Below are 12,893 nucleotides of genomic sequence, written 5' to 3'. Positions count from 1 at the left end.
ATATAATCGTCGGTGCTTTCCACCAGCGCATCATATAAATAAGCGGAATCGTAGCGGAATGAAACTTCCCCATGATAATCGGCAAGCTGCATCTGCGCTTTTTCCGATTCCTTGAGTTGGATGTGAAGCAGCCGCTTCTGCGTATACATCGCGTCGTCAACCTGTGAGAGCAGCGTGCTGCAGGATAGCTGGGTGCCGGCATTGACCGGAATCAATCCAAAGCAGAAGCTGCAGCGGTAGGCTTTCTTTTCCGTTTCTCCCCATTGACGCAGCCGCTGCTGAGCCTGATTCAGTAAGGCGGATCCGATATCCGTCGTCTGATTGACGAAAGCGAGGATAAACTCATCGCCGCTCAGCCGGAAAAACAAATCCTCCTGGGGAAGCAGGGACGCGATCGTCCGGCTGATCTGGCAGATTAAAAGATCGCCTTCCAAATGGCCGAATTGATCGTTCACCATTTTAAGCTGGTCGATATCCAGCATCGCCGCCGTCATGCTGAGCTCGCCTTGTCCGACCTGTTCAAGCAGTTCTTCCAGCTTGCGCAGACCAGCCCGCCGGTTGGGAATCAGTGTCAAGGCGTCGGTATCGGCGTCCAATCGCAGACGGTGGGATTCCGTGACGTCGATCGCATGCTGAAAATGGACAAGCCGTCCGTCGATCCAGGGGATCAGACTATCATGATTGCAATAGATGCGCTGGTTTAGCGTGTTTATCTGATCCCCCTGTTTCTGCGGCAGGGCTGTCTTTGACTGAGAAAGCAGATCCGGCAGAGGACAAAAGCGGCAGGGGCCATTCATTTCACGCTGAAGGATTTTCCAGCACGGCTGACCTTCGGGAGAATCCAGCTGAAAAGCTGCTTTCATCGCCCGATTCATAAATAGAATTTCATACGTCTTGGCATCCGCGATCCATAAGTGCGTGGGAATCTGATCCAGGATCTGATGAAAAACGCGGATTTCATGATGCCGGCTTTGAAGCTGCCCGAAGGCGTTGGCATGAGCGCAGGCGAGAAAGCGCAGCGGATCAATCCAGGCGCAGTCAGCGGCTGACCAGGGCTGCGTGCGGCAAAGCTTGAGCAGCGTCGGCGGCGTCTGTGACAATTTCAGCCAGATCGTTTTACCGCCGGGAAGCAGCGTTAAATCGGATAAGGTATTCCAGGCGTTATCGGGCGTGATTTCGTCCGGCCAGGATTTTCTGTCTGCCCCTGCCCAACAGCACGTCCAGACGGAATCTGAACGGCAAAACAGCGTGATTTCATCAGGAACCAGCGGTTTGAGCATCCGCTGGAGCGCCGCAAGTTTTGCGGGCGCATCCTGAGCGTGCAGAAACGTGATCCAATCGTTCCAATCCACGCTAAGAATGGAGGCGGGTAAACGGTGTTCATCATTGAAAGAGGATGTTGTCATGAGCAAGCCCTCCGGTCATCAATACGACTGGTTTCATTATAGCAAATTTCCCTGAAAAAGGGGAATTCCTAACAATTCACGCTTCCTTATTTGTGCTTATTTCAGCGTATTTCTTTTATCGGACAATAAAAAAACAGCGGAAATTCCGCTGCTTTGCAAGACGAGGGTAAATTAGAGCAAAATCAATAGAATGTTCCCAAGCAGAACAAGCGAATAGGCCAGCGTCATCGGGATGATCGAATGGGTCTGGTTGTACGCATAGGAAGCCAGCGTGGAGGTTAAAAAGAAATAACCAAACTGCCGCACAAACAGATCGAAGGTTGCAGGAAGCAGACTGGCCGTGCACAGAAAGCCGAACAGGAAGCCGGAGATCAGAATTGTCATCGACTCGCTGACCTGCAGGTGAATCCGGTCGACAAAAATCTTAAATGCCAGCGTAAAGCTGAGGGCGTAACAGACAGAATAGGCCAGGACCATCACTGGGATAAAGAAGGTGTAGTGAAGCAGAATTTCGCGTTCCAGCTCTACTGGTCCCGGATGCAGGACGAAACGAGAGGCAAACTGCAGAAGAACGATTGCGATGAAGCAGATGACCGTAAACAACAGGCCGTCTTTGATATTTCCGGTAAACCGGCGCAGGTGCAGACTGAAAACATCCCAGTTCAGACTGACTAAAACCAACGCGGCAGCGCTGAAGATTAATGTATACGTGATCGTCATGGAATCGACGAACTGGTTCAGCCAGGCCGCACTGAGCGGCAGGGTGAAGTAAACGATTAAGGAAATGAGTATTTTAGGTATGGATATCGTTGTTTTATTCATGTGAAACCTCCGTCATTATTGTAATCTAAACCGGAATAATTGTCACGATGAAACCGTATTGTAAACTGTACAGGAGCCGGAAAATCGGCAATTTGTAAAGTTTAAGCTGGAAAATCAGTGAAAAAGTCCGCAGGAAATAAAAAAATTTACGATAAACGAGAAAAAACAAGGAATTTCGCGAAATTGCGCGAATAAGTATAATAGCGGGCATAAAATCCCGGAAGGAGGATACGCCATGAACAAACCGCTCAAAAGCCGCGAACAGGAAGGGGTAATCCGATATCTGACCCAATGTTACCGCAAATCATGTCAGCGCCTGAGACTGAACCGTTTTCTTGCGCCGGAGAAGAAGCAGGAGCATAAAGACCAGCAGCAATGCGATGAATTGACCGTTGCGTTGTACGAAAGCGCGCTGGAAGCGATGCCGGAAACCTATCGTGAAATCATCGTCCGGGAATTTCTGGATGAAAGCGCTGACGGCTGGTTCTATAATTACTATCCGAAAAGCACGTTTTACCGGCTTCGCCAGCGGGCGATCCATGAATTTATGGATTGCCTGAACGTGTAAAAAATGATATCATTTCCTGTAGAGGTGGAAAGATGGAAACGTTTGAACTGTTGAGGTCCTTGTTGGCTGAAAAGGTGAAAGACAACGCCGAAATTACACCCCGGACCAACCTCAGAGAGCTGGGCATTGATTCCGTGGATCTGGTGGAAATTCTCTTAAATTTCGAGGAAAAAATGAACCTGACCTTTGAGGATGAAGCCATGCTGAAACTGAGTACCGTTCAGGATGTGCTGGATTTGTCGCAAGAGATATCAAATTAGGAGGAAGCAGTATGTTAAAAGGTATCGCAGCATCGTCAGGAATCGCTATCGCAAAAGTGTATAAGCTCCAACAGCCGGTCTTGAATATCGAGAAGAAGGAATGTGACAGCGCGGCGGAGGTCGCGAAGTTCCAGGCTGCCCTGGTCAAGACGCAGGCAGATATTGAAGCGGTCAAGGCGAAAGCGGAAGGAAAACTTTCGGAGGAAGAGCTGGCGATTTTCGACGCTCATCTGATGATGGCGAACGATCCGGAACTGTCCGGACAGATTGAGGAAATGATCAAGAATGAAAGCTGCAACGCGGAATTCGCTACGGAAACCGTCGCGAACATGATGATTTCCATGTTTGAGTCAATGGACAATGATTATTTCAAGGAAAGAGCTGCCGATGTCAAAGACGTTACATTCCGTCTGAAATGCAACATCGTCGGCGCGGTCATCCCGGATCTGACGACGATTGATGAAGAAGTCATCATCGTGGCGGAAGATTTAACGCCGTCCGATACCGCCCAGCTGAATAAGCAGTATACATTAGGCTTCGCCACGGCGACCGGCGGCCGCACGTCGCATTCCGCGATCATGGCGAGAAGCCTGGAAATTCCGGCTGTTGTCGGCTGCGCCGGCATCATGGAACAGGCCAGCCAGGGCGATCTGCTGATTCTGGATGCGGTTGCGGGTCAGGTTATTCTGAATCCGACGCCGGAACAGGTCAAAGAATATGAAGCCAAGGCGGAAGCGTTCAAGGCTGAAAAAGAAGCGTTAAAGGTTCTCAAAGACGCCAAGAGCGTGACGATGGACGGTCATGAAGTTGAACTGGCCGGCAACATCGGAACGCCGAAGGATGTTGAAGGCGTTTTGAACAACGGCGGCGAAGGCGTCGGCCTGTACCGCACGGAATTCTTATACATGGACAGCGAACTGGACTTCCCAAGCGAGGAAGAACAGTTTGAAGCGTACAAAGCGGTTCTGGAAGGCATGGGCGGCAAGAAGGTCGTCGTCCGGACGCTGGATATCGGCGGTGATAAGAAGCTGCCATACTTCACGTTCCCGGAAGAAATGAACCCGTTCTTAGGCTACCGTGCGATTCGGCTGTGCTTGGACAGAACTGATATTTTCAGAACTCAGCTGCGCGCTTTAATCCGCGCTTCAGTCTACGGCAAGCTGTGCATCATGTTCCCGATGATCGCGACGCTGGATGAATTCCGTCAGGCCAAAGCCCTGTTTGAAGAAGAAAAGGCGAAGCTGGTCAGCGAAGGCGTTGCCGTTTCCGATCATATCGAAGTCGGAATGATGGTTGAAATTCCGGCAGCTGCGGTTCTGGCCGATCAGTTCGCCAAGGAAGCCGATTTCTTCTCGATCGGCACCAACGACCTGATTCAGTATTCCATGGCGGCCGACCGGATGTCGGAAAAGGTTTCTTACCTGTATCAGCCGCTGAACCCGTCTATCCTGCGTCTGGTCAAGATGACGATCGACGGCGCGCACAAGGAAGGCAAGTGGGTCGGCATGTGCGGCGAAATGGCCGGCGATGAGCTGGCGGCGCCGGTATTGTTAGGCCTGGGCCTGGATGAATTCTCCATGTCCGCTTCCAGCATTCTGCGCACCCGCAAGATGATCCGTTCCCTGTCCAAAAAGGAAATGGAAATCATGGCGGAAAAGGCCCTGCAGTGCAGCAATCTCAAAGAAGTTACAGAATTAGTGAAAAACAGCTTAAAATAATGTAAAATAAAGAGTGGAACTCCACTCTTTATTTTTATGCGCAGGTGATAGACCATGAAAAGAGTCCTCTTTATTTCTTCAACAGGCGGCCACTTAACCGAGCTCTTGCAGCTGGAGCCGCTGTTTCAACGCTACGAAGCTTCGTTAGTTACGGAAAAGACAAAATCGAATGCTTCCTTAAAACAAAAATATGGAAAACGTATGCATTATCTGGCTTACGGCACAAAGCAGCATCTGCTGCCGTATCTGTTTATTTTTGCGTGGAATATCCTCAAAAGCTTCGCGCTGTTTATCCGCATCCGTCCGGACGTCGTGATTACGACCGGAACGCATACCGCGGTGCCGATGTGTTTTATCGCACATTTCTTCAAAAAGAAAGTGATCTGGATTGAGACGTTCGCCAATTCCACGACGCAGACGGAAGCCGGCAAGCTGGTTTATCCGATCGCCGATCTGTTTGTCGTCCAATGGGAATCAATGCTGCAGCTGTATCCGAACGCTGTGATGGGAGGGTGGATTTTTTAATGATATTAGTAACATTAGGTACGCAGGACAAAGCCTTCCCGCGATTGTTGGAAGCGATTGAAACACAGCTGGAGAAGGGGACGATCAACGATGAAGTCATCGTCCAGGCCGGCTGCACGGTCTTTGAATCCAAACAGATGAAGCTGTTTGATTTGATTCCGATGGAACAGTTTGATCAGCTGCTGGCCCAATGCGATCTGTTGATCACGCATGGCGGAGTGGGGACAATTATGGCCGGACTGCGGTTGGGAAAAAAGATCATCGCCGCGCCGCGGCTGGCACAATATCACGAACACCACAACGACCATCAGACGGAGATTGTGTCGAGCTTTGAGCGGCAGGGGTATCTGCTGGCGCTGCACGATTTCGACCGGCTGGGCGAGGTGCTGAAGCAGGCTGAGACATTTCAGCCGAAGCCCGTTGTCAGCAACACCGCGAACATGATCGAATTGATCGACAACTGGATTCAGACAAACGCGTAAGCAAAAAACAGGACGGTAGAACGTTGTTTTTTTGCGGCCTTCGGTGGAAATGAAATGTGAATTTCAACCATTTTAAAGAAAACGATCGGGCAGGCGAAGACTGTAAAAATTCAACGACAGGGGGAGAAACTTTTATGAAATTTTTAGCATCGGATTATGATGGAACGCTGCGGTTAGCGCCGCAGGTGGACCCGGGGACCGCCGCGCGGGTCGCCCGGTTTCAGGAACATGGACATCGCTTCGGGATTGTGACCGGCCGCGCGTTAAATACGATTTTTGACGAAGCGCATCACAATCAGGTCGACCCGGACGTCTTCATCTGTTCCAACGGCGCGCTGATTGCGGATCGTGAAAAGAACATTTTAGCGGCGCACTGGATTCCGTTTGACCGGGCCTGCGCTTTAATTGAATATCTGAAACAATCGGATTTTGAATCATTTACCTTCTGTAATGGCGAGGACAGCGGTTATCATGTCAACGAGCACATCGTGCAGAGTCCGCGTTCGTTAGAGCGGCGGGAAAAGTTTTTCGCCAAAACGATCAGCGAGGCCATGGTGCTGGCGAAAGGCCGGATGATCTCGATGGCGGCCTGGATCAGCGACCGCGGCCGGATGGCGGAGATGCAGGCGGAAATTCAGGAGAAGTTCGGCGACGCGGTGGAAAGCTATCTCAACCGCGGCACGTTGGATATCGTCGCCCGGGGTGTATCGAAACAAACCGGCGTTGAAGCGGCGGCAGCCTGGCTGAAAGCAAACGAAGTGTATGTCATCGGCGACGATTATAACGATCTTCCGATGATTGAAGGATTGAACGGCTTTGCGATGAGCTCGGGTGTGGAAGCAGTCAAAGCCGCCGCAAGCAGACTGTTCGATACCGTTGACGCATGTCTGGACTATCTGGAAAGTCCGTCTCGATCAAATTGAATTCCGGACCGGAGCTGATCATTCAGATCAAAATCCGGTCTTTTTTTGGGAGATCTTTGTGTTCACTCCATGAATGAGCGGACAACGAATACTGCGAGGACGTGTATTTTAAGGGCCTCAGCGATTTCAGACATGGGATAGTATGCGTTTACAAGGCCCTGCAGGCGCAGGCTGAGCGAACGTTTTGAATCTTAAGATAAAAAAAGCAGCGGCCTGATGCAGACCGCTGCTTTGCTTCCTGGAACAAGATCAGAAGCTGAAACTTATTTTACCTGAGCTAAAGCGTTGTTGACCGCTTCGATGATTGCTTTGGAAGTAACCGTCGCGCCGGAGATCGTATCGACTTCTGTTCCGTTAGCTTCAACGATCGCCTTTGGCAGCTGTTCGATAGCCGGATCAGAAATATTCTCGGATTCGGAATGTTCAACGATTTCAACGTTAGCGATCTTGTCGCCGTCCATCGTGACTTTGACGACGAGCTTGCCGCCCATGCCGGTGCCTTCGCCGATATATTCGTTATCCTTGGTTTCGTAGCTGGTTTCTTTGTTCAGATCGGTGACTTCGCCCAGCTTGGTCGGCGTGGATTCCACCTTCGGCGCGAGCGTGTATTCCGGCAGTGCGTCCTTGGCCGCTGCAGCGTTCTTGCCTGCGATCTGACCGAAGATGATGCATTCCGCCAGGTTGGTGCCGCCCTGATAATGTTCAGAGGTGATGCCGCCCATTTCGCCCGCGGAATACAGATGCGGAATCGGGTTGCCCTTGACGTCCAGAATTTCGGCGTTTTCATTGCGCTTCGGACCGCCCTGAGTGTTCAAAATTTCGGCTTTGACCGGGAAGGCGTAATACTTTGTGCCGTCGAACGGCCGCATCGTTTCCCCATCGCGGTGATACTGTTCGTCAACACCCTGCTTGGCGTAATCGTTGAAATTCGCGATCGTCGCTTTCAGCTGATCCACTTTCATGCCGGTCTTTTCCGCCAGCTCTTCCAGCGAGGAAGCCTCGACGACCTGAGCACGGAACTGTTCCGGAATGGCTTCCGCTTCCGCAATCAGATCGGCCTGCGTCTGATCGTAAACCGTCCACATTTTATCTGGATACGTCGGGTTATGCCATGTGCCGTTCATGTAGACATGACCATGCCGGACTGGAACGGATTCGTTGACGAACCGGTCGCCATCCATGCCTAGCAGAACCAGCGCGCCGGTGTTCAGCGGCCCCTGGCTTAAGACCTGAATCTGCGAAGCGCGCTGGCCTTCTTCGACGTTGAAAGAAACGCCGCCTAAGCCGAAGCCGCCTTCGTAAACATGCATGTGCCACAGATCGGCGCCGACGGCCTGCGCCATCTTGATGCCGTCGCCGGTGTTGTATAGACCGCCGATCGGGGCATAGTCGGTCAGACCAATATAGTTCTGAACCATTTCTTTGTTGTCTTCAAAGCCGCCGGTGCATAAGACGACGCCATTGAGGGCGCGGATATGACTTTCCTGGCCGTCACGGGTTACCTTCACGCCGATGATCGTGCCGGACATCGGATCCTGAATCAGTTCAGTTGCCGGTGTTTCAAACCAGACGTCGATCTTGTCTGCGTTTTTAACGACCTGTTCTTTTAAGATCTGATACAGATGAGAATCGCTGGTTCCCATATGCGTCGTCCATAAGCCGACCGTCTCGGAACCTTCAAATTCCGGATATTCCGGGGACATGACGCCGATGACCGGGAATCCCGTCCAGTCGACAAAATCGTCTTTGTTTAAACCGAAATCGTTGACGAGAATTTCCGCCATGTTGGCGACGCCGTTAACGATGACGTCCAGCGAGGCTTCCGGAACTTCCGTATCCCCGGCCAGCGCCTGATAATATTTCTTCGTTTCTTCCACATTGCCGTTGCCATAGGCAAACAGCTGGCCGGCGACCTTGGAGTTGCCCCCAGCTTCCCCCTCGGTGCATTTCTCGACGATCAGAACGGATGCGCCGTTCTCTGCGGCCGTCTTGGCAGTTACGGCTCCGGACGCTCCGAAGCCGGCGACGACGACGTCATATTCCGCATCCCATTTCACGGTATCCGCGAAGGTATAACCGCCGGCTGCCGGGGCAGACGTGCCGCCGTTGGTGGTTGCGCAGGCGCCTAAGCTAAGAACGCAAAAGGCCGCCGTTGCGAGTGCTAACAGCTTTTTCATTTCATTTTCCTCCCTTTATGTTCATATTTTATCATGATAAAAATTGAACATGACCTGCGAAAAATTTTGCGTTGGCAAAAATTTCCGTTTGTCTCTTCTGCAATTCCTGAAATCATGGTACGATTACACCATGGAAGAGAAAAGATTGCTGGAAAAAGCGTCGACGGACTTTGTCCGCGACAACATGCTGATCAACTATTGTCTGTGGGATGACAATGAGCTGTTGATCGAAAGCTTTGTAAAAAACAACCGGATTCCGCTGCGGTTTGATCTGACTGATTATTATTTCTGCATCACAGGGATTGACAAGAAATATAATCTGATCGACGATTCTGAAATTTTTCAGCGGCAGGTGGAAAATACGTACGTCATCTATGATGAAATCGAGGCGTTGTTAACGGAAAATCATTGCCGGGGAAACAGCTTTTTGATCAAGGTCGATAATTCCAAACAAATGGCGGTGCTGTTCAGCCGGGATTCAGACTGCACGATCCGTGCGGAACAGGTGTGTGAACAGCTTCACCGGCATTTTATCGCGCGTCCGCCTTATGCCCCGGGAAATCATCGTTTTATCGCGACGTCGATGGCCGGGCCTTACCACGGCTATGAAGGCATGCATCCGGCTTATTTAAAAGCCCGGCAGCTGAACGATCTGCGTTTCTTTGAGGTCGCGTGTCCGGTGATTACCGAGCAGGTGCTGCAGCAGCGGATTGATCCGGGGGTGTTGGCGATCTATGAAAACGGCCGGCGGCTACGCAACGAGCTGTGTACGGGGAATCTGCCGGCAGTGCTGGAACAGGTGAATTATGTGTTTGATCATCTTGTCCGCAGCTCGCTCGATATGAACTGCTGCCGGGCGGCGCACACCTTTGTGATCGCGACGCTGAGCTTGTTTGTCAAGGTGTACGGGATAACGCTGGATCTGAATTTCGGACCGCAGGATTTTTTCTCACTCAGCGAATATCAGGCGCATCTGGAAAATCAGATCCGCAGGCTGTATAAGGACGGAAACGGCGGGCCATGGTATTCGCCCGAGGTGCTGCTGGCGATGGGATTTATCCATGAGAATTATCGTAAGGATATTTCGCTGAAGCTGGTCGCGGAGTACACCAATACCAACGTCAGTCATTTAAGCAGCGAATTCAACCGCCAGACCGGCAGCTCCCTGCCCGATTTTATCTCCGGCCTGCGGATTGAAAAAGCCCGTTTTTATCTGAAGAATTCCACGCTGACCATCGCTCAGATCAGCCGCGAGGTGGGCTTTAGCAGCGAGCGGTATTTCACGGAGATCTTCAAGAAACGCTGCGGGAAAACGCCGATCCAGTATCGCGCGCAGCTGAACATGGAGGAAAGTGAGCCCTTTAGAGAATAAGCGGGGGATGGATCAACTCCGATTAACACAAGGAAGGAAACAAATCGAAACGATGAAAAAGAATTCGGGCCATGGATGAGCGGTGTTGGGGAAATGCGGCTTATTACTGCGGCAGCTGTCCGACCTGTATTCAGGGAATCTGTCCTGACTGTGTGATGGCGCATAAGCCGGAGGATGGTTTTACCCGCGACGGTGTGCTTCATCAGGAATTGACAGCCTGTGGGGAATGCGATTTCCCATGCGAGACGATTATGACCCGTTCGCGCTGCACGGTGCTGGATAAAGAGGGGCTCTCGATGGAAAAAACGGACAATTTTAGTAAAATAAAAACGCTTCCGGCGGGTGCCGGAAGACGTTGCTCTTGTGTTCTATCAGGATTATCCGGTGCGGGGAAGATCATTTCCTGTCCGGATTTTTTTATTTGGAGGCAGTCGGTCAAACGTTATTGGATCAAGGATAAATCGGAATTGAGGAAAGCGTCAGACTTCGCAGTACTGGAACGCTTCGGCAGTTGGCAAATCCCGCGCCAACAGAGGACCGCCGCCAGAACAAACCCCAGTCCGCCGATCAACCCCGTCAGATCCGGACCGACTAACGGCATAACGCTGCCCGCGCTCAGCAGGGCTGAAGCGGCGTAGCGGTCAATCCCGTTTAAGGACGCATGCCACAGAGCGCAGGTCCACACAGATTCACTTCGAAATTGCAGCCAGGCCAGGATGATCCCCTGAATCAAACAGAGCCACAGCTGCATCAGCACGCCGAGCAGCGGATGATCGGTTCCATAATTGTAGCCCAGCAGGATGATCGGCGCATGCCATAAGCCCCAGATCAAAGCCGTTACAACGACGGATTTCCGCGTGCCCAGGACATCGCGCAGCCGGGGAAGCAGCCAGCCCCGCCAGGCCAGTTCCTCGCCCAACGCCGGAATCAGTCCGCCGAAGGGATTGACGAGAACCGCAAGCAGCACGACTGGAAGCAGCTGTCTTCCATACGCACCCGGCTCCGCAAGGACGTTATTGACCGCAAAGCGCGAGGCCAGCGGCTGAAACTGCGATGGGAAAATCAGGAAGTAGAGTCCGGCTCCGGCAAAGGCCAGCAGGGGCGGAAGAAACCAGCTCAACGCATAACGGGAAAGGTTGCGCTTGAATTTTGGCCGCAGAAACAAGGAGCGGCGCTCATGCGTCAGCCTGTTGACGATCAGCGCGCTGAGCGCCGGCGTCAGCATCAGCAGCGAAAGCAGCGTGTTATCGCGATTGCGGGCGTATAAAACGGTAAACAGGCTGAGAAAGGCGAGGGTCAGCATGGCGAACAGGCCGAGCTGTTTTTTCTGATATGCAGTAAATTGTGTCATGAGGATAGTCTCCTTTCTGTTTAAAAGCGGATGTGAAACAACGAACCGTTCAGGAAATCCAGACTGACGACAATCTTTCCATCTTCAATCCAAATCGTCTGGTACCATGGCTTCGAGGGACCGGCGGCTAACGCATCACGACCTCCGGCTGCCAAGCCCGCGCCCACGATCAGCGAACCGGTCAGAACGAAGAACAGGCCGGCGATCAACGCCTTTTTTCTAAAATTTCGGATTACCATTTTTTTACCTCCTGGAAAAACAGAGAACGCAGATTCTGCGCTGTTTTCATCACCGCGGATTTAAACCACGGAATACTGAGCGACGCGCCTAATGCCGCCAGAATTAAACCGCCCAGCGCCATCATTCCGACGCCGAACTGAATGATGCCGGCCGTGAACGAGACGGTTCCCATTACAAACGGGCTGGCGCTGACGCTGACCAGCGCGACGAATAACAGGCTGACCGTCAGCACGACGCAGAGAAACGGCACGCAGCCGGCGATCAGAAAGCCTGCCAGCAACACCATCAATCCCGCCAATAACAGGGCGCCCCACAGGGGGAAACCCAGCACGAGCAGAATGACGGTCAGTCCGCTGTTCAACGGCAATGAAAATTTAAATTTCAGACTGCCGCGGTCCTCGAGAAAAGCTTTCGCCATCTGCCCGGGCGTTTCCAGCTGAGCGACGGCCTCGGCTTCCGAGAAGCCGTTTTCGATTCGATCCTCGATCATCTCCCGGGCGTAGTTGAAACAAATTTCTTTTTCCGGCTTCGGCAGCCATTTCAGCGCTTTGTTTAAAGCATCAAGATATTCTTTTTCAGTCATGGTGAACTTCTCCTTTTATAAAATCGATCACGGTCATCACCGCTTTCCAATCATCCAGAAAATCAGCGATGTGCCGGCGGCCGCTGTCCGTCAGCCGGTAATATTTACGCAGCCGGCTGTTATGCTCGACGGAATAGGTTTCCAGATCGTGACTGGCTTCCAGGCGTTTAAGAATCGGATATAATGTGGATTCAGAGATCTCAATGACCTGGGAAACGTCTTTGATGATTTGATAACCATAGGAATCCTGCTTTGCCAGCGCGGCCAGCACGCAGATTTCCAACAATCCCTTTTTTAGTTGACTATCCATGATTACCTCCTTACGTGTTATACTATATATCGCGTAGTATAATGCGTCAAGCAGTATTTTGAATTTTTGGACTATTTTGTTTTTCGGCTGCCTTTTTCTTTCAACGTCATAAAGTGGCGTCAAGTCAGACTGATGCCGCGGAGCGGAAAGTTGCTT

14 protein-coding genes are annotated in these 12,893 nt (G+C 51.7%); 7 read left to right on the top strand and 7 right to left on the bottom strand.

Annotation, left to right across the window (positions count from 1 at the left end; translation table 11 throughout):
- Positions 1–1,406: diguanylate cyclase domain-containing protein (locus AC5OW4_RS04910; RefSeq protein WP_493676722.1), on the bottom strand; the 1,406-nt coding region annotated here is incomplete at its 3' end.
- Between the two features lie 171 nt (positions 1,407–1,577).
- A complete protein-coding gene (locus AC5OW4_RS04905; RefSeq protein WP_195395442.1) occupies positions 1,578–2,228 on the bottom strand; it encodes a hypothetical protein in 651 nt (216 codons plus the stop codon).
- A gap of 235 nt (positions 2,229–2,463) precedes the next feature.
- Here AC5OW4_RS04905 and AC5OW4_RS04900 point away from each other — a divergent pair, with 235 nt between their 5' ends.
- From AC5OW4_RS04900 to AC5OW4_RS04875, 6 genes are all read left to right on the top strand, one after another.
- Positions 2,464–2,796 carry an MG284/MPN403 family protein gene (locus tag AC5OW4_RS04900; RefSeq protein ID WP_195395441.1) on the top strand — a complete coding sequence of 111 codons (333 nt, stop codon included), beginning with the start codon at positions 2,464–2,466 and terminating at the stop codon, positions 2,794–2,796.
- A gap of 32 nt (positions 2,797–2,828) precedes the next feature.
- A complete protein-coding gene (locus tag AC5OW4_RS04895) occupies positions 2,829–3,056 on the top strand; it encodes a phosphopantetheine-binding protein (protein ID WP_006059269.1) in 228 nt (75 codons plus the stop codon).
- An 11-nt stretch (positions 3,057–3,067) separates the two neighbouring features.
- Positions 3,068–4,774: a phosphoenolpyruvate--protein phosphotransferase gene (gene ptsP, locus AC5OW4_RS04890; protein ID WP_195395440.1), complete on the top strand. Its 1,707-nt coding sequence runs from the start codon at positions 3,068–3,070 to the stop codon at positions 4,772–4,774.
- Positions 4,775–4,828: 54 nt separating this feature from the next.
- Complete coding sequence (pssD, locus tag AC5OW4_RS04885) at positions 4,829–5,299, top strand: PssD/Cps14F family polysaccharide biosynthesis glycosyltransferase (protein WP_072684939.1); 471 nt, start codon at positions 4,829–4,831, stop codon at positions 5,297–5,299.
- A complete protein-coding gene (gene pssE, locus AC5OW4_RS04880; protein WP_072684940.1) occupies positions 5,299–5,781 on the top strand; it encodes a PssE/Cps14G family polysaccharide biosynthesis glycosyltransferase in 483 nt (160 codons plus the stop codon). The genes pssD and pssE overlap by 1 nt, the downstream gene beginning before the upstream one ends.
- A gap of 134 nt (positions 5,782–5,915) precedes the next feature.
- Positions 5,916–6,704 (top strand): HAD-IIB family hydrolase, encoded by a 789-nt coding sequence (locus AC5OW4_RS04875; protein ID WP_195395439.1) that lies wholly within the window; start codon positions 5,916–5,918, stop codon positions 6,702–6,704.
- Positions 6,705–6,967: 263 nt separating this feature from the next.
- On the opposite strand, the gene AC5OW4_RS04870 is transcribed toward AC5OW4_RS04875, so the two are convergent.
- Positions 6,968–8,881, bottom strand: coding sequence for an FAD-dependent oxidoreductase (locus AC5OW4_RS04870; protein WP_195395438.1), 1,914 nt, complete (start codon positions 8,879–8,881; stop codon positions 6,968–6,970).
- A 130-nt stretch (positions 8,882–9,011) separates the two neighbouring features.
- Here AC5OW4_RS04870 and AC5OW4_RS04865 point away from each other — a divergent pair, with 130 nt between their 5' ends.
- A complete protein-coding gene (locus tag AC5OW4_RS04865; protein WP_159432808.1) occupies positions 9,012–10,253 on the top strand; it encodes a helix-turn-helix transcriptional regulator in 1,242 nt (413 codons plus the stop codon).
- Positions 10,254–10,695: 442 nt separating this feature from the next.
- Here the strand turns inward: AC5OW4_RS04865 and AC5OW4_RS04860 are convergent, their stop codons facing one another.
- Genes AC5OW4_RS04860 through AC5OW4_RS04845 form a run of 4 tightly spaced genes read right to left on the bottom strand, consistent with a single transcriptional unit; the run spans position 10,696 to position 12,737 of the window.
- Positions 10,696–11,604 carry a CPBP family intramembrane glutamic endopeptidase gene (locus AC5OW4_RS04860; RefSeq protein WP_493676721.1) on the bottom strand — a complete coding sequence of 303 codons (909 nt, stop codon included), beginning with the start codon at positions 11,602–11,604 and terminating at the stop codon, positions 10,696–10,698.
- A 20-nt stretch (positions 11,605–11,624) separates the two neighbouring features.
- Positions 11,625–11,843 carry a hypothetical protein gene (locus AC5OW4_RS04855; protein WP_072684944.1) on the bottom strand — a complete coding sequence of 73 codons (219 nt, stop codon included), beginning with the start codon at positions 11,841–11,843 and terminating at the stop codon, positions 11,625–11,627.
- Positions 11,837–12,427: a DUF1700 domain-containing protein gene (locus AC5OW4_RS04850; RefSeq protein WP_072684945.1), complete on the bottom strand. Its 591-nt coding sequence runs from the start codon at positions 12,425–12,427 to the stop codon at positions 11,837–11,839. The genes AC5OW4_RS04855 and AC5OW4_RS04850 overlap by 7 nt, the downstream gene beginning before the upstream one ends.
- Complete coding sequence (locus AC5OW4_RS04845; RefSeq protein WP_072684946.1) at positions 12,420–12,737, bottom strand: PadR family transcriptional regulator; 318 nt, start codon at positions 12,735–12,737, stop codon at positions 12,420–12,422. The genes AC5OW4_RS04850 and AC5OW4_RS04845 overlap by 8 nt, the downstream gene beginning before the upstream one ends.
- Positions 12,738–12,893: the final 156 nt, after the last annotated feature.

It is taken from the genome of Holdemania sp., assembly GCF_986127675.1.
Note: the sequence above shows the minus strand (reverse complement) of the source record. Positions and strands in the feature narration are given on the sequence as shown.

Coding starts and splice junctions, on each gene's coding strand:
- AC5OW4_RS04905 (WP_195395442.1), bottom strand. CDS start 2,228: ATGAATAAAACAACGATATCCATACCTAAAATACTCATTTCCTTAATC.
- AC5OW4_RS04900 (WP_195395441.1), top strand. CDS start 2,464: ATGAACAAACCGCTCAAAAGCCGCGAACAGGAAGGGGTAATCCGATAT.
- AC5OW4_RS04895 (WP_006059269.1), top strand. CDS start 2,829: ATGGAAACGTTTGAACTGTTGAGGTCCTTGTTGGCTGAAAAGGTGAAA.
- ptsP (WP_195395440.1), top strand. CDS start 3,068: ATGTTAAAAGGTATCGCAGCATCGTCAGGAATCGCTATCGCAAAAGTG.
- pssD (WP_072684939.1), top strand. CDS start 4,829: ATGAAAAGAGTCCTCTTTATTTCTTCAACAGGCGGCCACTTAACCGAG.
- pssE (WP_072684940.1), top strand. CDS start 5,299: ATGATATTAGTAACATTAGGTACGCAGGACAAAGCCTTCCCGCGATTG.
- AC5OW4_RS04875 (WP_195395439.1), top strand. CDS start 5,916: ATGAAATTTTTAGCATCGGATTATGATGGAACGCTGCGGTTAGCGCCG.
- AC5OW4_RS04870 (WP_195395438.1), bottom strand. CDS start 8,881: ATGAAAAAGCTGTTAGCACTCGCAACGGCGGCCTTTTGCGTTCTTAGC.
- AC5OW4_RS04865 (WP_159432808.1), top strand. CDS start 9,012: ATGGAAGAGAAAAGATTGCTGGAAAAAGCGTCGACGGACTTTGTCCGC.
- AC5OW4_RS04860 (WP_493676721.1), bottom strand. CDS start 11,604: ATGACACAATTTACTGCATATCAGAAAAAACAGCTCGGCCTGTTCGCC.
- AC5OW4_RS04855 (WP_072684944.1), bottom strand. CDS start 11,843: ATGGTAATCCGAAATTTTAGAAAAAAGGCGTTGATCGCCGGCCTGTTC.
- AC5OW4_RS04850 (WP_072684945.1), bottom strand. CDS start 12,427: ATGACTGAAAAAGAATATCTTGATGCTTTAAACAAAGCGCTGAAATGG.
- AC5OW4_RS04845 (WP_072684946.1), bottom strand. CDS start 12,737: ATGGATAGTCAACTAAAAAAGGGATTGTTGGAAATCTGCGTGCTGGCC.